The sequence below is a fragment of the Actinomadura craniellae genome (genome assembly GCF_003289645.1).
GTDB lineage: Bacteria > Actinomycetota > Actinomycetes > Streptosporangiales > Streptosporangiaceae > Actinomadura_D > Actinomadura_D craniellae.
Window position 1 is genome coordinate 603,647 of the sequence record NZ_QLYX01000002.1, and the last position, 20,916, is coordinate 624,562.

At 72.5% G+C, this 20,916-nt stretch carries 20 protein-coding genes; 1 reads left to right on the forward strand and 19 read right to left on the reverse strand.

Annotated elements, in window-relative coordinates:
• Positions 1-48: 48 nt before the first annotated feature.
• On the reverse strand, positions 49-603 hold the full coding sequence (locus tag DPM19_RS06290; RefSeq protein WP_111863809.1) for a type 1 glutamine amidotransferase domain-containing protein: 555 nt from the start codon (positions 601-603) through the stop codon (positions 49-51).
• A 76-nt stretch (positions 604-679) separates the two neighbouring features.
• Between DPM19_RS06290 and DPM19_RS06295 the strand changes: the two genes are divergently transcribed.
• Positions 680-1,375 (forward strand): DUF6597 domain-containing transcriptional factor, encoded by a 696-nt coding sequence (locus DPM19_RS06295; RefSeq protein ID WP_111863810.1) that lies wholly within the window; start codon positions 680-682, stop codon positions 1,373-1,375.
• 22 nt (positions 1,376-1,397) lie between these two features.
• On the opposite strand, the gene DPM19_RS06300 is transcribed toward DPM19_RS06295, so the two are convergent.
• From DPM19_RS06300 to DPM19_RS06390, 18 genes are all read right to left on the reverse strand, one after another.
• Positions 1,398-1,973 (reverse strand): GNAT family N-acetyltransferase, encoded by a 576-nt coding sequence (locus DPM19_RS06300; RefSeq protein WP_111863811.1) that lies wholly within the window; start codon positions 1,971-1,973, stop codon positions 1,398-1,400.
• Between the two features lie 198 nt (positions 1,974-2,171).
• Positions 2,172-3,632, reverse strand: a complete 1,461-nt coding sequence (locus DPM19_RS06305; RefSeq protein ID WP_111863812.1) for a glutamate synthase subunit beta — start codon at positions 3,630-3,632, stop codon at positions 2,172-2,174.
• A 17-nt stretch (positions 3,633-3,649) separates the two neighbouring features.
• A complete protein-coding gene (gltB, locus tag DPM19_RS06310) occupies positions 3,650-8,206 on the reverse strand; it encodes a glutamate synthase large subunit (protein WP_111863813.1) in 4,557 nt (1,518 codons plus the stop codon).
• Positions 8,207-8,552: 346 nt separating this feature from the next.
• On the reverse strand, positions 8,553-9,281 hold the full coding sequence (locus DPM19_RS06315) for a hypothetical protein (protein WP_111863814.1): 729 nt from the start codon (positions 9,279-9,281) through the stop codon (positions 8,553-8,555).
• A 596-nt stretch (positions 9,282-9,877) separates the two neighbouring features.
• Complete coding sequence (locus DPM19_RS06325) at positions 9,878-10,690, reverse strand: hypothetical protein (protein ID WP_146778753.1); 813 nt, start codon at positions 10,688-10,690, stop codon at positions 9,878-9,880.
• 213 nt (positions 10,691-10,903) lie between these two features.
• Positions 10,904-12,481: a prolipoprotein diacylglyceryl transferase gene (lgt, locus tag DPM19_RS06330; RefSeq protein ID WP_111863816.1), complete on the reverse strand. Its 1,578-nt coding sequence runs from the start codon at positions 12,479-12,481 to the stop codon at positions 10,904-10,906.
• Between the two features lie 91 nt (positions 12,482-12,572).
• Positions 12,573-13,361: a DsbA family protein gene (locus DPM19_RS06335; protein WP_111863817.1), complete on the reverse strand. Its 789-nt coding sequence runs from the start codon at positions 13,359-13,361 to the stop codon at positions 12,573-12,575.
• Between the two features lie 64 nt (positions 13,362-13,425).
• A complete protein-coding gene (locus DPM19_RS06340; protein ID WP_233509887.1) occupies positions 13,426-13,947 on the reverse strand; it encodes a MauE/DoxX family redox-associated membrane protein in 522 nt (173 codons plus the stop codon).
• Positions 13,948-14,115: 168 nt separating this feature from the next.
• Entirely contained in the window at positions 14,116-14,928 is an 813-nt protein-coding gene (trpA, locus tag DPM19_RS06345; protein ID WP_111863819.1) for a tryptophan synthase subunit alpha, read from the reverse strand.
• A complete protein-coding gene (gene trpB / locus DPM19_RS06350) occupies positions 14,925-16,205 on the reverse strand; it encodes a tryptophan synthase subunit beta (protein ID WP_111863820.1) in 1,281 nt (426 codons plus the stop codon). The genes trpA and trpB overlap by 4 nt, the downstream gene beginning before the upstream one ends.
• A gap of 130 nt (positions 16,206-16,335) precedes the next feature.
• Complete coding sequence (gene trpC / locus DPM19_RS06355; protein WP_111863821.1) at positions 16,336-17,142, reverse strand: indole-3-glycerol phosphate synthase TrpC; 807 nt, start codon at positions 17,140-17,142, stop codon at positions 16,336-16,338.
• Between the two features lie 151 nt (positions 17,143-17,293).
• Positions 17,294-17,722: a DUF2752 domain-containing protein gene (locus DPM19_RS06360; RefSeq protein ID WP_111863822.1), complete on the reverse strand. Its 429-nt coding sequence runs from the start codon at positions 17,720-17,722 to the stop codon at positions 17,294-17,296.
• Between the two features lie 32 nt (positions 17,723-17,754).
• Positions 17,755-18,408, reverse strand: a complete 654-nt coding sequence (locus DPM19_RS06365) for a winged helix-turn-helix transcriptional regulator (protein ID WP_111863823.1) — start codon at positions 18,406-18,408, stop codon at positions 17,755-17,757.
• A 5-nt stretch (positions 18,409-18,413) separates the two neighbouring features.
• A complete protein-coding gene (locus DPM19_RS06370) occupies positions 18,414-18,629 on the reverse strand; it encodes an HGxxPAAW family protein (protein ID WP_111863824.1) in 216 nt (71 codons plus the stop codon).
• Positions 18,619-19,233: a Trp biosynthesis-associated membrane protein gene (locus tag DPM19_RS06375; RefSeq protein WP_111863825.1), complete on the reverse strand. Its 615-nt coding sequence runs from the start codon at positions 19,231-19,233 to the stop codon at positions 18,619-18,621. Before DPM19_RS06375 ends, DPM19_RS06370 begins: the two co-directional genes overlap by 11 nt.
• A 4-nt stretch (positions 19,234-19,237) precedes the next feature.
• Positions 19,238-19,621: a phosphoribosyl-AMP cyclohydrolase gene (gene hisI / locus DPM19_RS06380; RefSeq protein WP_111863826.1), complete on the reverse strand. Its 384-nt coding sequence runs from the start codon at positions 19,619-19,621 to the stop codon at positions 19,238-19,240.
• A gap of 92 nt (positions 19,622-19,713) precedes the next feature.
• Complete coding sequence (locus DPM19_RS06385; protein ID WP_111863827.1) at positions 19,714-19,920, reverse strand: cold-shock protein; 207 nt, start codon at positions 19,918-19,920, stop codon at positions 19,714-19,716.
• Between the two features lie 244 nt (positions 19,921-20,164).
• Positions 20,165-20,839: a TIGR03085 family metal-binding protein gene (locus tag DPM19_RS06390; protein ID WP_111863828.1), complete on the reverse strand. Its 675-nt coding sequence runs from the start codon at positions 20,837-20,839 to the stop codon at positions 20,165-20,167.
• Between the last annotated feature and the right edge of the window lie 77 nt (positions 20,840-20,916).

The window sequence follows — 20,916 nt, forward strand, 5'->3', positions numbered from 1 at the left end:
TCACTGCGTGGCGGGGCCGGTCGGCCCCGCCGCGCAGCGGTCCGGAGGTCAGCCGCGGAAGGCGTCGACGGCGGCCTGGCAGAAGGCCTTGAGGTCGTCGGGGCGGCGGCTGCTGACGAGCGTATTGGGTCCGTCGGTGCAGCTGTGCACCTCCTCGTCGACCCAGGTGGCGCCCGCGTTGCGCAGGTCGGTCCGGAGGCTGGGCCAGGAGGTGAGGGTGCGGCCGCGGACGACGTCGGCCTCGATCAGCGTCCAGGGGCCGTGGCAGATGACGGCCACGGGCTTGCCGGCGGTGAAGAACCCCTTGACGAACGCGACGGCCTTGGGGTCCGTGCGCAGGAAGTCGGGGTTGGCGACGCCGCCGGGCAGGGCGAGGCCGTCGAAGTCGTCCGGGGTGACGTCGTCGACCGTGGTGTCGACCTCGAAGGTGTCGGCCTTGTCGAGGTGGTCGAAGGCCTGGACGCGGCCGGGTTCGGTGGAGACCAGCCGGGGTCGTCCGCCCGCCTGCTCGACCGCCTGCCAGGGTTCGGTGAGTTCGACCTGCTCCGCGCCCTCGGGGGCGACCAGGAAGGCGATGGTCTTGTTCCTCAGGTCGGTGGCCATGGTGTGGCCTCCTTCCTTCTGGTGATGTGCGCCGTACTCGTGTACGAGGCGGGCCATGCCCAGCGATCGGGATGGTATGCACGTGAACGTGTATGAAGAGTTCGCGTTGTCTCCCGCGACGGGTCTGGTGTGCGCCTGGGTCCGTGAGCCGGAGCCGGCGGCCCCGGTGGCGCGGGTGGTGCCGGACGGTTGCGTGGATCTGATCTGGTGGTCGGGGCGGGGCGAGGTGATGGTGGCGGGGCCGGACACCGGCCCGCATCTGTCGGCGGTGCCGGCCGGTGAGCGGCTGGTGGGGGTGCGGTTCCGGCCGGGGCAGGCGCCGCCGGCGTTGGGTGTGCCGGCGGACGCGGTGCGGGACGCCCGGGTTCCGCTGGCGCGGCTGTGGGGTGATCCGGCGCTGCGGCTGGCGGACCGGCTGGCCGGGGCCGGGGATCCGCGGCGGGTGCTGGTGGCGGCGGTGGCGGGCCGGGGCGGTCCCGCGGATCCGGTGGTGCCGGCCGTGGTGGCGGGGCTGGCGGAGGGTGCCTCGGTCGGGGAGGTGGCCGGCCGGCTGGGGTTGAGCGAGCGGCAGTTGCGGCGGCGGTCCGTGGCGGCGTTCGGGTACGGCCCGAAGACGTTGCAGCGGATCCTGCGGTTCCGGCGGGCGGTGCGGCTGGCCCGGGCGGGCGTGCCGTTCGCGGTGGCGGCGGACGCGGCCGGGTACGCCGACCAGGCGCATCTCTCGCGTGAGGTGCGGGATCTGGCGGGCGTCCCGCTACGGGGGTTGTTGTGACGCGGCGGGCGCCGGGTGGGGGTCAGCGGGCGCCGGGCCAGGGGCCGGGGATGTCGAGGGGGATGGGTTGGGTGGCGGTGTGGGTGTCGTGCAGGCGGAAGCCGCGGGCTTGGTAGTTGCGCAGGGCGGCGGGGCCGTCGAGGGAGCAGGTGTGGACGTGGACGCGGGTGGTGGGTTCGCGGTCGGGCCAGCGGGTGGCCAGGTCCCAGGCGCGGGCGGTGCCGGTGGCGAGGAGGGGGCCGCCGAGGCCGCGGCCGAGGAAGGCGGGGAGCATCCCGAAGTAGGCGATCTCCACCTGGCCGCCGGTCTGGGGGTCGAGTTCGAGGTAGCCGGCGGGGACGCCGGAGGTGTAGGCCACCCAGGTCTCGACGCCGGGGCGTTCGAGCCAGCTGCGCCACTGGTCGTAGGTCCAGGTGAGGCGGTCGGTCCAGTACCAGTCGCCGCCGACGGCGGTGTAGAGGAAGCGGCTGAACTCCGGGCTGGGGGTGCCGGCCCGGACGATCTCGGTGGGGAGGTCGGCGGGTTCGGCGGGGCGGAGGTCGCCGGGGTCGCGCTGCTCGAGGTACCAGGTGGTGACCTCGGCCGGGCGGAGGGACATGCGGCGTCTCCCGGGATGGTGGGTGGCCGGTGGCGGAAAAGGCTCCGCCGTGACCGCACGATCGTCGCATGAACGACCGGGTGGTCACGGCGGGTCGGTGAATCTCAGGCGCTGCTCATGATCGCGTGACCCTCCTCGTTCGCTACACGGCCCGCTCGTCCCTCACGGTCCGCTCCGCTCACTCGTCAGGTCAGGCGATCACGCGATCGGTCGGGCGGTGGGTGGGATGGGTCGGGGCAGGTCGGTGCGGCCGGTGAGGTGGGCGTCGACGCCGGCGGCGGCGGCGCGGCCCTCGGCGATGGCCCAGACGATCAGCGACTGGCCGCGGCCCATGTCGCCGGCGGCGAAGACGCCGGGGACGGAGGTCTGGTAGTCGTCGCCGCGGGCGACGTTGCCGCGGGCGTCGAAGTCGACGCCGAACTGTTCGGGCATGGGCTTCTCGGGGCCGACGAAGCCCATGGCGAGGGTGACGAGTTGGGCGGGGATCTCCCGTTCGGTGCCGGGGACGGGTTGGAAGCCGGTCTGCGGGCCCTCGACCTCGACCAGGCGCAGTGCCCGGACGTGGCCGTCGTCGTCGCCGAGGAACTCCTGGGTGGAGACGGCGTAGACGCGGTCGCCGCCGAGTTCGGCGAGTTCCTCGTGGGCGCTCTCCATCTTGAACAGGATGGGGAAGGTCGGCCAGGGCTGGCCGGCCGGGCGCGTTTCGGGCGGCTGGGGCATGATCTCCAGTTGGGTCACCGAGGCGGCGCCCTGGCGGAGGGCGGTGCCGATGCAGTCGGCGCCGGTGTCGCCGCCGCCGATGACGATGACGTGTTTGCCGGTGGCGGTGATGGCGGGCTCGTCGTAGTCGCCCTCCTGCACCTTGTTGGCCAGGGGGAGGTATTCCATGGCCTGGTGGATGCCGGTGAGCTCGCGGCCGGGGACGGGCAGGTCCCGCCAGGCGGTGGCGCCGCCGGCGAGGACCACGGCGTCGTAGGTCGCGCGGAGTTCGTCGGCGGTGACGTCGACGCCGACGGTGACGGAGGTCTTGAACTCGGTGCCCTCGGCGCGCATCTGGGCGAGGCGCCGGTCGAGGTGCCGCTTCTCCATCTTGAACTCGGGGATGCCGTAGCGCAGCAGCCCGCCGAGGCGGTCGGCCCGTTCGTAGACCATGACGTCGTGGCCGGCGCGGGTGAGCTGCTGGGCGGCGGCGAGCCCGGCGGGGCCGGAGCCGATCACCGCGACCTTCTTGCCGGTCCTGACGGCGGGTGGCTGGGGGCGGACCCAGCCTTCGGCCCAGGCGCGGTCGATGATCTCGGCTTCGACGCGTTTGATGGCGACGGGGTCCTGGTTGATGCCCAGGACGCACGCCGTCTCGCAGGGGGCGGGGCACAGCTTCCCGGTGAACTCGGGGAAGTTGTTGGTGGCGTGCAGGCGCTCGATGGCCTCCTGCCAGTCGTGCCGGTAGACGAGGTCGTTCCACTCGGGGATGAGGTTGCCGAGCGGGCAGCCCTGGTGGCAGAAGGGGATGCCGCAGTCCATGCAGCGGCTGGCCTGCCGTTCGAGCCTGTCGGTGCCGAAGTCCTGGTAGACCTCGGTCCAGCTTTTGATCCTGACGTCGACCGGGCGGCGGGCGGGGAGCTCGCGCGGGTGGGTCAAGAACCCCTTCGGGTCGGCCATGTTCGGAGTTCCCCCTTTCAGCCCTGGGAGGCGGCCATGACGGCCTCGTCGATGTCGCGGCCCTCGGCTTCGGCCCGGGCCCGGGCGGCGAGCACCCGCTTGTAGTCGCGCGGCATGATCTTGGCGAACCGTTCGGCGGAGGCGTCCCAGTCGGCGAGGAGTTTCTCGGCGACGGTGGATCCGGTCTCGGTGAGGTGCCGTTCGATCATGTCGTGCAGGAAGTCGCGGTCCTCGTCGGTGAGCGGGTCGAGGTCGACCATCTCGGGGTTGACCCGGCCGGGGGCCAGGTCGAGGACGTAGGCGATGCCGCCGGACATGCCGGCGGCGAAGTTGCGGCCGGTGGGTCCGAGGACGACGGCGCGCCCGCCGGTCATGTACTCGCAGCCGTGGTCGCCGACGCCTTCGACGACGGCGGTGGCGCCGGAGTTGCGGACGCAGAACCGTTCGCCGACGACGCCGCGGGCGAACACTTCGCCGGAGGTGGCGCCGTAGAGCATGACGTTGCCGCCGATGATCTGGTTTTCCGCGGCGAAGGGCGCTTCGGGGTGCGGGCGGACGGTGAGGCGCCCGCCGGACAGGCCCTTGCCGATGTAGTCGTTGGCGTCGCCGGTGAGCCGGAGGGTGATGCCCTTGGGCACGAACGCGCCGAAGGAGTTGCCGGCCGAGCCGGTGAAGGTGACGTCGATGGTGTCCTCGGGCAGGCCGGCGCCGCCCCACTTGCGGGTCACCCGGTGGCCGAGCATGGTGCCGACGGTCCGGTTGACGTTGCGGATGGGCAGTTCGAGCTTGACCTTGTCGCCGAACGCGAGGGCGCCCTCGGCGAGCTGGATCAGGGTGTTGTCGAGGGCTTTGTCGAGCCCGTGGTCCTGGACGGTGACCCGGCGCAGCGGGGTGCCCTCGGGCAGGTCGGGTCGGTGCAGGATGGGGGTGAGGTCGAGCCCGGCGGCCTTCCAGTGCTCGACGGCGTCCCGGGTGTCGAGGGCCTGGACCTGGCCGATGGCCTCGTCGAGGGAGCGGAAGCCGAGCGCGGCGAGGTACTCGCGGACCTCTTCGGCGACGAACTCGAAGTAGTTGACGACGAATTCGGGTTTGCCGGTGAACCGCTCGCGCAGCACGGGGTTCTGGGTGGCGACGCCGACGGGGCAGGTGTCGAGGTGGCAGACCCGCATCATGACGCAGCCGGAGACGACGAGCGGCGCGGTGGCGAAGCCGTACTCCTCGGCGCCGAGGAGGGCGGCGATGACGACGTCGCGGCCGGTCTTCATCTGCCCGTCGGTCTGCACGACGATGCGGTCGCGCAGCCCGTTGAGCAGCAGGGTCTGCTGGGTTTCGGCGAGGCCGAGCTCCCAGGGCGCCCCGGCGTGCTTGAGGGAGGTCAGCGGGGAGGCGCCGGTGCCGCCGTCGTGCCCGGAGATGAGCACCACGTCGGCGTGGGCCTTGGACACGCCGGCCGCGACGGTGCCGACCCCGACCTCGGCGACGAGCTTGACGTGGACGCGCGCCGCGGGGTTGGAGTTCTTGAGGTCGTGGATGAGCTGGGCGAGGTCCTCGATGGAGTAGATGTCGTGGTGCGGGGGTGGTGAGATGAGGCCGACGCCGGGGGTGGAGTGCCGGGTCTTGGCGATCCACGGGTAGACCTTGTGGCCGGGCAGTTGGCCGCCCTCGCCGGGCTTGGCGCCTTGGGCCATCTTGATCTGGATGTCGTCGGCGTTGGTGAGGTATTCGGAGGTGACGCCGAACCGGCCGGAGGCCACCTGCTTGATGGCGCTGCGGCGCAGGTCGCCGTTGGCGTCGGGGGTGAACCGGTCGGGGTCCTCGCCGCCCTCGCCGGTGTTGGACTTGCCGCCGAGGCGGTTCATCGCGATGGCGAGGGTCTCGTGTGCTTCGGCGGAGATGGAGCCGTAGGACATGGCGCCGGTGGAGAACCGCTTGACGATCTCGGCGACGGGTTCGACCTCGTCGATCGGGACCGGCGGGCGCTGCCCCTCGCGGAGTTTGAACAGGCCGCGCAGCGTCATGAGCTGCTGGGACTGGGAGTCCACCAGGGAGGTGTACTCCTTGTAGATCTCGTAGCGGCGGGTGCGGGTGGCGTGCTGGAGCTTGAACACGGTGTCCGGGTTGAACAGGTGCGGTTCGCCCTCGCGGCGCCACTGGTACTCGCCGCCGACCTCCAGGGTGCGGTGCGCCGCCTCGTTGCCGCCGGGCGGGTAGGCGCGGCGGTGCCGTTCGGCGGCCTCGCGGGCGATGACGTCGAAGCCGACGCCGCCGAGCCGGGAGGTGGTGCCGGTGAAGCAGCGGGCGATGACGTCCTCGCCGAGGCCGATCGCCTCGAAGATCTGCGCGCCGGTGTAGGACGCGACGGTGGACACCCCCATCTTGGACATGACCTTGAGGACGCCCTTGCCGTACGCCTTGACGAGGTTGCGGGCGGCGGTGCGTTCGTCGATGCCGGTGATGGCGCCGGTCCGGACCAGGTCCTCGACGGTCTCCAGGGCGAGGTAGGGGTTGATCGCGGAGGCGCCGTAGCCGATGAGCAGTGCCATGTGGTGGCACTCGCGGGCTTCGGCGGTCTCGATGACGAGGCCGACCTGGGTGCGGGTCTTCTCCCGGATCAGGTGGTGGTGGACGGCCCCGGTGAGCAGGAGGGACGGGATGGCCGCCCGGGCGGAGTCGGAGCCGCGGTCCGACAGCACGATGATGCGCGCGCCGGCGGCGATGGCGCGGGAGACCTCGCCGCAGATCTCCTCCAGCCGTGCCTCCAGGGCCTCTCCCCCGCCGGCGACGTCGTAGCGGCCGTGCACGACGTGGGCCTGCAGGTGCGGCAGGGAGCCCTCGTCGTCAATGTGGATGATCTTGGCGAGTTCGTCGTTGTCGAGGATGGGGGTGGGCAGCACGAGCCGCCGGCACGAGTGCGGGCCGGGGTCGAGCAGGTTGCTTTCCGGGCCCAGCGTCGACTGCAGGGAGGTGACGAGCTCTTCGCGGATGGCGTCCAGCGGCGGGTTGGTGACCTGGGCGAACAGTTGCTTGAAGTAGTCGAACAGCAGCCGGGGCCGGGTCGAGAGCACCGCGATGGGGGTGTCGGTGCCCATGGAGCCGATCGGCTCGGCGCCGGTCTTGGCCATCGGGGTGAGGATGATCCGCTGCTCTTCGAGGGTGTACCCGAAGGTCTGCTGTCGCCTGACCAGCGTCTCGTGGGTGGGGACCTCGCGTTCGCGCTGCGGCAGTTCCTCGAACCGGACGAGCCCCTGCTGGAGCCATTCGGCGTAGGGGTGCTCGGCGGCCAGTTCGGCCTTGATCTCGTCGTCTTCGATGATGCGGCCGGCGGCCGTGTCGACGAGGAAGATCTTGCCGGGCTGCAGGCGGCCCTTGCGGACGACCTTGGCGGGGTCGATGTCGAGGACGCCGGCCTCGCTGGCCAGCACGACGAAGCCGTCCTCGGTCACCCAGAAGCGGCCGGGGCGCAGCCCGTTGCGGTCGAGGACCGCGCCGACGACGGTGCCGTCGGTGAAGGTCACGCTGGCGGGGCCGTCCCAGGCCTCCATCAGGGTGGAGTGGAACTCGTAGAAGGCGCGCCGGGCGGGGTCCATCTCGGCGTGGTTTTCCCACGCCTCGGGGATCATCATGAGCACGGCGTGCGGCAGGGAGCGGCCGCCCAGGTGCAGCAGTTCCAGGCACTCGTCGAACGAGGCGGTGTCGCTGGCCTCGATGTCGATGACCGGGTAGATGCGGGACAGGTCGCCGGGCAGCAGGTCGGAGGCGAGCAGGGCCTCGCGGGCGCGCATCCAGTTCCGGTTGCCCTTGACCGTGTTGATCTCGCCGTTGTGGGCGATGAACCGGTACGGGTGGGCCAGTTCCCAGGCCGGGAAGGTGTTGGTGGAGAACCGGGAGTGCACCAGCGCGATGGCGCTGCCGAAGCGCCGGTCGGACAGGTCGGGGAAGAACGGCTCCAGCTGCGGGGTGGTGAGCATCCCCTTGTAGACGATGGTGCGGCTGGACAGGCTCGGGAAGTAGACCCGGACGTCCTGCTCGGCGCGCTCGCGCATGCAGAACACGACCCGGTCGAGTTCCAGGCCGGTCAGCTCGGCGTGCGGGCCGGCGGGGTCGGGGGCGACGAACATCTGGGCGAAGTGCGGCATGACCCGGCGGGCCGCGGGGCCGCAGAAGGTGGGGTCGTGCGGCAGCGCCCGCCAGCCGAGGACGGTCAGGCCCTCCTCGGCGCACAGCGCGGCGATGTGGTCCACGGCGCTGGAACGCTCCGTCGCGTCGACGGGGAGGAAGGCGATGCCCGCCGCGTAGGCCCCGGGGTCGGGCAGGGGGAAGTCGCAGACCTCGCGGAAGAACGCGTCGGGGATCTGGGTCATGATGCCGACGCCGTCGCCGTCGTCGGGCTCGGCGCCCACGGCGCCGCGGTGGTCGAGGTTGCGCAGTACGGTCAGGGCCTGCTCGACGATGTCATGGCTTTTGCGACCATGTAGGTCCGCCACCATTCCGACACCGCACGCGTCATGCTCGTTGGCCGGGTCGTAGAGCCCCTGGGATTCGGGCCGACCTGGTGTGAGGGCAGCAGCCGCCATCAACCCTCCCGTCATCGTGTCACTGCTTCTCAGGTCAGTGCAGTCGGGGACGGCGTTGGCCCTGCTGCGGTGCTACGAGGTTACATCACTGCCGGGATCATGCCCGACTGCACCAGATCGCGAAACTCCTCCGCAAGCATGGCCTGTAATGCCAGGTACCGCCGGGTTCGGAGCCACGGAGGAACGGCGCGTCACAACGTGTCGACCGGTCGACCGGTACGGCCCCAGGACGGCACCGTCCCCTGTGTGGTTTAGACCAGAATAGCCCGGACTTGTACCATCAAAACCCCCACCAGAGGGCGATCTGTGCCGATGGGGACCTAATTGGACAAACTTGCCCGTGGCCTTACCCGGCTTGCCCGGCGCGGGCGGCGCGGCCCAGCACCGCCGGAGACTTCCCGCCCTCGATCAGCAGGGACAGCAGCCCCTCGTCGGTCTCGGTGCCCTTCCCGTCCAGCCGCTGCGCCCAGCTCACCACCACGTAGTGGCCCAGCGCCAGGCCGCGCGCCATGCTGAAGCCCGTGCCGAACCGGTCCAGCGGCGCCGCCCCGGACAGCGGCTTGACGAACCCGCCGCCGCGGCCCCGGCCGAGCGCCTCGACCGCCCGGTCGGCGTCCTCGACCGAGGCCAGGTTGAAGACGGCGGTGGTGAGGGCGTATCCCGCCCGGGTGTCGGCGTACAGCGTGCGGGCGGCCTGCGTGCAGCCGCCCCGGCGCAGCTCCTCGCCCAGCGCCCGGCCCCAGATCGCCTCGGCGCAGTCGTGGTCGAGCCGCTTGCCGCGCAGGGCCAGCCGCGCACCGGTCTGCGCGTCGGGGAGGGCCGCGGCCTCCTTGGGGAAGACCTCGGCCTCGTACAGCGGGGCGGGGTCGTCCGCGCGCCGGGCCAGCGGGGCGTACACCCCGGTGGACGGCGAACTGGAATAGGACGCGGGGCCGACCCCGGTGTCCACCGGTACGCCCATCGCGACGGCCGGGGCCGCCGACCGGGGCTTCTCCTCGTCGGAGCCCAACCCCACCACCGCGACCAGGCCCGCGGCCACGGCCACCAGCGCCGCCGCGGCAACGAAGAACAGCACCGGCCGGCCCCCGCGCCGCTTCCCGCCGGAGGGCCGGTCCGGGGCTGGCCGTTCCTCCCGCGGGCGCCCGCGGGGCGGCGGGCGGCGATCCCGGGAAGGCCCCCCGTCCCGGGCCCGCTCCGGCGCGGGCCGGTCGGCGGGAGGCCGCTCGGGCCCGCGCTTGCGGCCCCCGAACAGGCCGCCGGTCTTCCGCGGCTTCTTCGGCTTCGGCCGGGCGCCGGGCGGCAGCTCCTTCGGCCGCGCGCCCGAAGAGCGTTCCGGAGGACGGCGGCCGGGCGGTCGCGGCCGGTTCGCGGCCCCGGGCGGCTGCTCGCCCTCACGCGGCCGGCGGCCGGAGCCGCGGCGCGGCGCGCGGCGCTCCCCGGGGTCCTCACCGCCGCGCCCGGCACCCCCCGGCGGCTGCTCGCCGGGTGGGCGGCGGGCCGGGGACCGTCCCGGCATCCCCTGGCCGCCCTGGCCCGGCGGGGCCGGACGGCGGGGACGGCCGCCGGCGGGCGGGCGGCGGGGGCGGCCGCGCCCTGACCCGGCGTGGGGATCGTCGTGGTTCACGTCGGGCGAGGTTACTGCGGAGTCGGCGGTGCGGCGGCCATCGGCGGCTAGCGTCCCGCGCCGGTGGCGCCGTCGAGCAGGGACAGCCTGCCCCACACGAAGTCGGCGGGCTTCTCGACCGGGATGCTCACGTCGATCATCTCGTTCAGCGAGGCCGGCTTCCCGCCGCCCGCGCGCTGCACCCAGACGACGACCGCGTAGTGGCCGTACGCCTGCCCGTAGGCGGCGCTGAAGCCCGCGCCGAAACCCTCGACGCCGGGCGCCCGCAGCGGCAGCACGAACCCGCTGGTGGCCCCCTGACCCAGATACTGGACGATCTGGTCGGCGCCCTCCTGCCGGTCCAGGTTGAGGGCGATGAACTGGCCGACGTGCCGCTTGTCCTTGCTGACGTAGGCGCCGCGCACGACCTGGGTGCAGTTGTACTTGGCCAGGTCCCCGTGCAGCCTGCTCCCCCAGGTGACGGACTTGCAGTCGGTGGAGATCTCGGACTTCACCAGCGAGAAGGAGTAGGTCTTGTAGCCGACGCTCTTCGCCTGCGGGGTGAAGACCTCGCCCGCGTTGAGCGGCCGGGCGTCGGCGCTGCGCAGCTTCAGCGCGGCGGTTCCCGGGTCGGCGTCGCCCGGCGTGTAGACCGTGGGCACCGGCCGGCCGTCACCGGCCGCGGTCTCGCCGTCGCGGAGGAGGAAGAAGGCCGTGGCCGCCGCGACCGCGAGCACGACCACCACGGCCGCCGCGATCAGCAGCTTCCGCCGGGACCCGGACCTCTCGCTCCGGTCGGCCGGCCAGAAGTCCTCGTCGTCGTCCCTGCGCGTACGGGTCCGTGAGCCCGTGTCGCTCACCGCGCCTCCAAGCTCGCTCACCGGGTGATCGTTGGTCATCGAGAGGTGACGGTGCCCGGGCCGCCGCCCTGGAGAGAGCCCACGGGCGACCGGCGGGAGAGCCGTGGACGAGGTCCACGACGTTCTCCGTCACTGTCCGGTGAGCTTAGTGGCACGCAGGGGTTTCGCGCATGAAAAGGGACCATTCATCCCACTTCATACCGGCGGGTCACAAGCCAGGCCGGCCGCTGGAGGTCACGACCTGGTGCCGGCCGACCCGGTCTCCTCGTCCGCGGACTCCCGCATCCACCAGGGCTGCGAGCCGTCCTCGCCGCCCTCCCCGGCGCCCTCGCCCGCGTCGTCATCGCCCCCGGAGTCCGTTCCGGCCGTCTCAGCCGGGGCCTCCTCGCCCTCCGCCGGCGGGTCGTCCGAGGCGTCGGCCCCCGGGGTCTCGTCCGCGGTGGGCGGCGGTTCGCTCGCGGCGTCGGCGTCGGCGTCGGCGTCGGCGTCGGCGTCGGCGTCGGCGTCGGCGTCGGCGTCGGCGTCGGCGGTGGGCTCGGCAGGCTCCTCCGCCCGGTCCGCGGCGTCGGTGGCCTCTTCGGCGCTCTCCGCGGGCGATTCACCGGAATCCGCGGCGTCGGCGTTCTCCGTGGTCGGTTCCGCCGCGTCCTCGGCGTCGGTGGACTCCCCGGTGCTCCCCGTGGGCGGCTCCTCCGCCGGATCCGTGGCGGTGTCGCCGGCCGCGGGAGGCTCGTCCTCGTCCGTGCCAGCCTCGGTGCCCATCGCGCGGGTGGGCGGGCCGTCCGCGGCGTCGGTGGGCGACTCGGCAGGCAATTCGGCGTCGGTGGGCTCGTCGGGTCGCTCGGCCGCGGCGTCACCGGTGCTGTCACCGGTGCTGTCACCGGTCGCCGGGGCGGCCGAGGTGGCTCCGGCGACCGTCGCGGCGGCCACCGCGGCGGACTTGGCGGGGGTGCCGGTCCGGTCCGGTTCGGCGACGGTCACCTGCTCGGGGCCGCTCCGGTCCCGGGCCAACCACAGGTAGGCGACCGCGCCGAGGAAGACGAGCAGCGCCGTCCAGTTGTTCAGGCGCAGGCCCAGCACGTGGTGGGCGTCGTCGATGCGCAGGTACTCGATCCAGAAGCGGCCGAGCGTGTATCCCGCCAGGTATAGCGCGAACGCGCGGCCGTGGGTGAGCTTGAACCGCCGGTCGGCCCAGATCACGACGATCGCCAGCGCGACGCACCACAGCGACTCGTACAGGAAGGTCGGGTGGTAGGTCGTGACGTCGGCGTACTTGGGGTCGAGCATGCCGTCCGCGAGCCGCGGCCGGTGGTCCCGGTCGATCTCCAGCGCCCACCAGGTGTCCAGCGGCCGGCCGTAGAGTTCCTGGTTCCACCAGTTGCCCCAGCGGCCGAACGCCTGGGCCAGCGCGATGCCGGGGGCGACGGCGTCGCCCAGCGGGGCGAGCGCGATCCCGCGCCTGCGGCAGCCGATCCAGGCGCCGAGCGCGCCGAAGAGCACGGCCCCCCAGATGCCCAGGCCGCCGTTCCAGACCTGGAAGGCCGCCATCGGGTCGCGGCCCTCACCGAAGTAGCGCTGGTAGTCGGTGACGACGTGGTAGACCCTGCCACCGACCAGCCCGAACGGCACCGCCCAGACGGCGACGTCGATGACGACCCCCGGGGTGCCGCCGCGAGCGGCCCACCGCCGCTCGCCGAGCCAGACGGCCACCACGATGCCGAGGATGATCATCAGGGCATAGGCCCGGAGCGGCAAGGGGCCGAGGTTCCAGACGCCGTTGGCCGGGCTGGGAATGGACGCGAGCGGATGCATGAGGGTTGACGCTACCTTCCGGACCGTCGAGCGCGCCGCGGATCTCCCTGTATCGGGTGATTTGCCGCGTGACTGCGCATCAGTCTGCCGACTAGCTGTTCTTCTTCGGCGTCGCCGAAGGGCTGGCGGCCGGTGCGGCCGACGCCGCGAGGATGGCCTGCTCCAGCCCCTGCGCGGTGAACGCCGTGTCCCCCAGCTCCTTGCCGTTCAGACGCACCGACGGAGTTCCTTCGATCCGTTGCTGCTGCGCGTACTGGGTGGCCGCATCGACCGTCGAGCCCTTCTCCCCGCCGTTGACGCACTTCTCGAAGCCGGCTCCGGTGATGCCGACCGAGCCCGCCCAGTCGATCAGATCCTTGTTGGCGAACCCGGCCTGGCCCTCCGGCGGCTGCTCCTTGAAGACCTTGTCGTGGAAGCGGATCCACTTGTCGGCGGGAGCGCACGCCGCGGCGTTGGCGGCACGCTGCGAGTTGGACTTCAACGGCTCCTGCTGGAACAGCCGGAACGGCCGGTACACGACCTTGACCTTACCGTCGGCCGCCAGCCGCTTGACCGTGTCGCCGGTGGTCTCCTCGAACTTCGCGCAGGCCGGGCACTGGAAGTCCTCGTACACCTCCAGCACCGGCCCCTGCACACCCGGCCTGGCCATCACGACCGAGCCGTCGGCCTGGCGGGTCTGCGGGGCCAGCGGGCCGGCGTAGCCGTCGGGCTTGTTCCGGTTGGACTGCACGACCACGAACACGGCGACCACGACGCCGATCACCGCGAGCGCGGTCAGGCTGATCAGCAGTGCCCTGAACCGGCGCTGCCGATCGGCCTGCCGCCGGCGTTCCTCCGCAAGCCTCTCCCGGGCGGACTTCTGCCGCGCGGCCTTGCTCATCTGGTTCCCCTCCGAAGACATGTCACCGCTGGCCGGGGCCTCCTGCGGTGGCCCCGGTTCCCCTTCAACGGCGGTAGAGCAGAATGTTGTCCAGCGCGGCCCTGCTGCGCGGCCATACCGTGATCCAGACCGCCAGCGCCAGGAAACCGATGTCCCGAAGGATCTCCTGGAGATAGCGGGTCTCCCCCGCGGCCACCTGCCCGCCGCCGCCGAAGCAGCCGCAGTCGATGGTGAGCCCCCGGCTCCAGGCGGAGATGATCGCAGCGATGAAGACGAGCATCAGCAGCGCGGAGACCGCGGCGGTGAACCGGGTGGCGAAACCGACCAGGAGGAAGGCCGCCAGCAGCAGTTCCGCCAGGGGCAGGCCGATGCCGACCGGCCCGGCCACGCCGTGCGGCAGGAGCTGGTAGGCCTCGACGGAGAGTTCCTGCTTGTAGGTCGGCAGCGTGAATTTGGCCCAGCCGGCCCAGGCCAGGACCACCGCGAGGGCGACCCGCGCGGCAGTGCTGAGCCAGGGCTGGAGGACCGGCCAGTCGCGGAGCCGGCCGGGCTCTTCGGTGACGGCCTCCGCCGCCTTCTCGGTCACCACCGTGTCCTCGTCTTCCGTCGATCGGGGTCGCTGCGCGACGCACGCTACGCGAACCCCCATAAGCGGGCTGTCAGAACGCGGTCACCCATCCTGCCACGTGAGAGGCGGTCCGCACCGCCGATGACGCGTGTTCACCCGACGGTGCGGCCCTCCGATCGGCACTGCTCAGCGCCCCTGGCGCACGCCCTCGGCGAGTTCGGCGGCGAGGCTCCGCACGGCGTCCAGCCCGGCGCGCTCGGACGGGGCGTCGAGCAGCCTGCGGATGAACGCCGAGCCGACGATGACGCCGTCGGCGAAGCCGGCGACCTCCGCGGCCTGCGCTCCGGTGCCGACGCCCAGGCCCAGCCCGACGGGCAGGTCGTCGCCCTGCTTCTCCAGCACCGCCCTGGTCCGCTCCACCAGCCGCGCGGCCCCGGTGTCGACCGCGCTGCGGGCGCCGGTGACGCCCATCAGGGACGCGGCGTAGACGAAGCCCCGGCAGGCTCCGGTGATGGTCTCCAGCCGCTCGTCGGTGGAGCTCAGCGCAACGAGGAAGACCCGGTCCAGATCGTGCTCGTCGGCGGCGGCGATCCACTCGCCGCCCTCCTCGGGCGTGAGGTCCGGGGTGATCAGGCCGACGCCGCCGGCGGACTTCAGGTCTCGCGCGAACGCGCCGACGCCGTAGCGGTCGACCGGGTTGTAGTAGGTCATGACGAGAGTGGGCGCGCCGGTGGCCGCGACCGCCTCGACGGTGCGGAACACGTCGGCCAGCCGGACCCCGCCGACCAGCGCGCGGTGCACGGCGTCCTGGATGGTGGGGCCGTCCATCAGCGGGTCGGTGTAGGGCAGGCCGATCTCGATGATGTCGCAGCCGCCCTCGACCATGGCGGTGGCGGCCCGGACCGAACCCTCGATCGAGGGGAAGCCCGCCGGCAGGTAGCCGACCAGCGCCGCCCGTCCCTCGGCGGCCGCCCGCTCGTACGCCCGCGCGACGCTCATCGGGCCGCTCCCTCGTCCTCGTTCTCGTTCTCGCCCACCAGGCCGAACCAGGTGGCGGCCGTGTGCATGTCCTTGTCGCCGCGGCCGGAGAGGCTGACCAGGACGGTGCCGCCCTCACCCAGTTCCCGGCCCACCTTGAGCGCCCCGGCCAGGGCGTGCGCGGACTCGATCGCCGGGATGATGCCCTCGGTGCGGCACAGCAGCGCGAACGCGTCCATCGCCTCCGCGTCGGTGATCTCCCGGTAGGTCGCGCGGCCGGTGTCGTAGAGCCAGGAGTGCTCGGGGCCGACGCCGGGGTAGTCGAGCCCGGCGGAGATCGAGTGCGACTCCAGGGTCTGCCCCTCGTCGTCCTGCAGCAGGTAGGTGCGCATCCCGTGGATGACGCCGAGGGAGCCGCCGACCAGGGTGGCCGCGTGCCGGCCGGTGGCGACCCCGTCGCCGCCGGCCTCGAACCCGCACAGCCGCACCGACTCGTCGGGGATGAACGCGTGGAAGATGCCGATGGCGTTGGAGCCGCCGCCGACGCAGGCGACCACGGCGTCGGGCAGGCGGCCGGTCAGTTCCAGGACCTGTGCCCGGGCCTCCACGCCGATGATGCGCTGGAAGTCGCGGACCATCATCGGGAACGGGTGCGGGCCCATCACCGAGCCGATGCAGTAGTGGGTGTCGTCGACCGTGGCGACCCAGTCGCGGAACGCCTCGTTGCAGGCGTCCTTGAGGGTGCGGCTGCCGGTCTTGACCGGGATCACCTGGGCGCCGAGCATTCGCATCCGGGCGACGTTCAGGGCCTGCCGCTCGGTGTCGACCTCGCCCATGTAGACGGTGCATTCGAGGCCGAGCAGCGCGGCGGCGGTGGCGGTGGCGACGCCGTGCTGGCCGGCGCCGGTCTCGGCGATCACCCGCCGCTTGCCCATCCGCCGGGTGAGCAGCGCCTGCCCGAGCACATTGTTGATCTTGTGTGAGCCGGTGTGGTTGAGGTCCTCGCGCTTGAGGAGGATGCGCGCGCCGCCCGCGTGCTCGGCGAAGCGCTTCGCCTCGGTGAGCAGGCTGGGCCGGCCGGCGTAGTTGGCGAGCAGGTCGTCGAGTTCGGCGACGAAGGCGGGGTCCTGGCGGGCGGCCTCGAACTCGGTGGTGAGCTCGTCGAGGGCGGCCATGAGGGCCTCGGGGGCGAAGCGTCCGCCGAAGCGGCCGAAATGGCCCGTCGAAGTGGGTATCGCGGTGGGCACGGCGTCGGTCAGGGCGCCGGAAAGGGCGCCGCGCGCGGCGTCGATGGTCATCTGAGGTGTCCTGTCGTGATGGAAGGGACCGATCCGGTCGGCGTGGCCGCGCCCCGGTGGGCGCGCCCGCTCAGTGCGACGTCGGATATACCCGCCATCGTTCGCGCAGCGGCTCAGGCATGGCCCGAGTTTACTTTCCCTGACGCAACGCGGGGTGTGCCCCGGCCGCGACCAGATCGGCGACTGCGGACCGCGGGTCGCGGCCGGTGACCAGGCTCTCGCCGACCAGCACCGCGTCGGCGCCGGCGGAGGCGTAGGCCAGCAGGTCGTGCGGGCCGCGCACCCCGGACTCCGCGATCTTGACGACGTCCCTGGGGATGAGCGGCGCCAGCCGGGCGAAGACGCCCCGGTCGACCTTGAGGGTCTTCAGGTCGCGGGCGTTGACGCCGATGATCTGGGCGCCCGCGTCGAGCGCGCGCGCCACCTCGTCCTCGGTGTGCACCTCGACCAGCGGGGTGAGACCGATGGACGTGGCCCGCTCCACCAGCGACACCAGGGCCTCCTGGTCGAGCGCGGCGACGATGAGCAGGGCCAGGTCGGCGCCGTACGCCCGGGCCTCCCACAGCTGGTAGGCGGAGACGATGAAGTCCTTGCGCAGGATCGCGACGTCCACGTTGGCCCGGACGGCCGCCAGGTCGTCGAGACCACCGCCGAAGCGGCGGCGCTCGGTCAGCACGCTGATCACCTTGGCCCCGCCGGCCTCGTAGTCGCGGGCCAGCGCCGCCGGGTCGGCGATCGCGGCCAGCGCGCCCTTGGAGGGGCTGCTGCGCTTGACCTCGGCGATGACCGAGACCCCGTCGCCGCGGAGCGCGGACAGCGCGTCGCGCGGCGGTGCGGCCAAGGCGGCCTTCTCCTTCAGCGCGTCGAGCGAAACCTCTCGCCGCCGATCGGCGAGATCCGCTCGAACGCCGTCCAGGATCTCGTCGAGCACACTCACGCGTGGCCCCCTCGTCTGCGGTCTGTGCGTGCACCGATCGTAGCCGTAGCGTCCCCCCGGCGACGCACCCGGGCGGAAGATCGTGGGCCTGTCGTGGTCTCAACCGCGAGTTACACCTGGTCACAGCCTCATTACGGTCATCGGCGCGCGATCACGGGGCGAGTGCCTGCCCGAAGGGCAGGTTGCGGACGACCCCGTACACGACGATGACCGCGAGCAACGCACCGATCGCCCCTGGGGACAGCAGCCGGGAGCGCATCGGCTCGCCCCGGGCGCGCAGGGTCAGCCAGCGCGCCCACAGGTAGCCGAGCACCGGCAGCGTCAGGAAGGTCAGCGGGTTGGAACCGAACGCCTCGCCGAACCGGCCGTGCGCCGCCGAGTTGACCATGCGCAGCGCCCCGCAGCCCGGACAGTACAGCCCGGTCAGCGCGAGGAACGGGCAGGTCGGGTAGTGGCCCGGCTCGTGCGGGTCGACGGCGGCCACATACGCCACCGCGGCGCCCACCCCGGCGAGCACGCCCAGCGGGAGCAGTGCCGCCCGGGCGAGGGGCCGGCGGACGGGAACGGGTGCCTGCGTCACGCGTCCAGCCTACGGCCGTCCGGGCGCGCGGGTCAGGGACCGGCGGCGTAGCCGACGCCGCGGACGGTCCGGATGGGGCTGGCCGGGCCGAGTTTGCCGCGCAGCTGGGCGATGTGCACGTCGACGGTGCGGGCGCCCGCGCTGGCCTCCGGCCCCCAGGCCGCGGCCAGCAACTGCTCCCGGCTGAACACCCGTCCCGGGCTGGCCACCAGGAACGCCAGCAGGTCGAACTCGGTCGCGGTGAGGGCGACCGGCCGGTCCCCCACGTGGACCGTGCGCGTGCGGGGGTCGATCGTCACACCGCCCAGCCGGAGCAGGCCCGGCCCCTCGCCCTCACCCTCGCCGCGCAGCGCCTCGCCGACGGCCGCCACCAGCAACCGGGGGCCGTACGGCCGGGACACCCGGTGTTCACCCACCCCCGGGGGCACCGAGTCATCGACCACGCACACCACGGGCGCGGCCCCGGCGGCGGCGGCCACCTTCCGGTAGAGCTCGGCGGGCCGGGGGGTACCGGTCAGGTCGAGGACCACCGCGTCGGGGCGGACCCGGGCGGCCGCGGGACCCGCCTGCGCGGGATCTCCCTCGATCCGGACGTCGAACCCCTCGCGGGCGAGGTAGAGCCGGGCGAGTTCCGCCACCCCGGGCTCGGGTTCCACGACCAGGACCACCCCTGCGGCCTCGTTCACGGCGCTCAGGGAGACGGGACGTAGGTCTTCTTGCCCAAGCCCATCATCTGCATGACCTTCCCCACCACGGCGCCGATCACGACGACGGCCGCGCCGGCGGCGCCCAGCGGCACCGAGCCCGCCACGACCGCCCAGCCGATCGCGCAGGAGCCCAGCAGGATGATGGTGACGGCGGTCCAGGCCGCCGGGGTGTTGCCGTGGTCGACGTGGTCAGCGGACATCGGGCTCCTCGTGCTCGTTCACCGTGGGGTCCTCGCCGCGGTCGAGAGACTTCCAGAGGCCGGCGGGATCGTCGGCCGCCGGGGACCTGGCGGCGGTGCCGGGCCGATCGTAGCGGGCCGACATGCCCGGCCAGCGGTGTCCGCGGATGACAGTGATCACACCGCCGGCGGCGAGCAGCAGGCCGCCCGCCAGCGAGATCGCCCACCAGGCCGAGACGGTCACGGCGGGCGCCCCGCTCAGTTCGAGCAGCGCGCGGCGGCTCCCCGCGGCGGCGAGCACGTCCGCGCGGCCGGTGGAGACGGTGGAGACCACCGCGATCACCGCGCCGAAGAGGGCGAGCAGGGCGCCGACGACGGTTCTGGCCCGGCCACGGGTGGCGACCAGCGCGGCCAGACCGGCGAGCCCGGCCCAGCCCAGCGCGGCGGCGGCCGGAGCGAGTTCCCGGCCGGTCACCGCGAGGCTGAACGGGGTGACCGCGGCCGGTGCGCGGACGGTCGCCCAGGCCCGGCCTGCGGCCAGCACGGCCAGGAGCGCACCGGCGGCGCACAGCAGTGCGACCGACGCGAGTTCGCGCCGGGGGGCCGGGGGGTGCGGGCCGGTCAACGGGTCACTCGGGCCGCTCGCCGATGACCACGTCGAGCGGGGCGGCGTCCCAGCAGGTGCGGTCACCGGTGTGGCAGGCCGCGCCGACCTGGTCGACCTTCACCAGGAGGGCGTCGCCGTCGCAGTCGAGGGCCACCGACTTCACCCACTGCTGGTGACCGGAGCTGTCGCCCTTGACCCAGTACTCCTGGCGGCTGCGGGACCAGTAGGTGCAGCGGCCGGTGGTCAGGGTGCGGTGCAGCGCCTCGTCGTCCATCCAGCCCATCATCAGCACTTCTCCGGTGTCGTGCTGCTGGGCGATGGCCGGGACGAGGCCGTCGGAGGTGCGCTTGAGCCGCGCGGCGATCTTGGGGTCCAGGTTGGACGGACGTACGGACATGGCTTCCATTCTGCCTGGTGGCCCGGAATCTCCCGACCCGGGCACAACTGCACCGGGGCCCGCACCTGGAAGATGCGGGCCCCGGTGAGACGACTGTTGACTTACAGGGGGCGGACCTGGTCGGCCTGCGGACCCCGGTTACCCTGCGTCACCTCGAACTCGACACGCTGGTTCTCGTCGAGGCTCCGGTAGCCGGAGGTCTGGATCGCCGAGTAGTGCACGAAGACGTCCGGTCCACCGCCGTCGACAGCGATGAAGCCGAAGCCCTTCTCGGCGTTGAACCACTTCACGGTGCCCTGCTGGGGCATGTCTTTCTCCTTGCGGCAAAACTCGGGCCCACACCTCGCGGGCCCGCCACGGTCACTGCGGAACGTCCTCGCTTCCCGGTACGGTCCCGGAAAAGCCAAAACGCCCGCTGTCATCAGTCCGCGGGCGTCTAGACAAACGATCGAGAACCACGACTGCAACCGACGACTCCACCGTATCACCGGTCGTGCGTAAACGACGGATGGCAGAGGGCCCAACGAATCAGCCCACGGCTAAATCTTCCCCTCAAAGACGCCAGCTCTCCTGGCGCAGAACCTCGACGGCTTCGGCATCTCCTGTGAAGCGCACCTGTGCCACATCACAACGCCCCAGCGCCCACAGCACGAGTTCACCGATCGGCCCGTGTACCCGGGCCGCCCGGGCCCCCTTGCCCACCCGCAGCGTTTTTCCGTCAGGCCTGACCAACGTGACCTCTACCGAAACTTTACGCAGGACAAAGCGGGCAATTTTCAACCTTCTCCATAGCACTTCCTCGAGGCCGGGTGGTAGCTCCCGTGGTGTCCAGTCTGGGACCGCCCTACGGATGTCCTCGTGATGCACGAAGTACTCAACGGTATTGGCGCTTTTGTCCGCACCTGGCAACGCATAGAGGGACCACTTGGGCGGTCCCTCCCGAATCCGCTCGACCAACTGCGGGAAGGGTGTCACGCGCTTGGTCCGCCGCCGCACCCGCTCGGTGTGGAACCCGAGCGGGCGCAGCGCCATTCCGGGCCACGTGTCCGGCCGCCCCTCGCGCACGACGAGGTGCGCCGCGAGATCAGCGGTGGTCCATCCGGCGCACAGGGTGGGCGCCTCGGGTCCGCTCTCGACGAGCGCGTCGCAGAGCAACCGGCGTTCGGCCCTGGCCGGGTTCGCCTGGTCTGCGGAGCCCGCCGGGCCGGAATTCGACTGTGTGTCCACTAAGTGATGGTAGGGCTCTGGACCCGCCACGGGAATAAGTCGGACCTATCGGATGGTAGGCATGACACGGAGTCCCC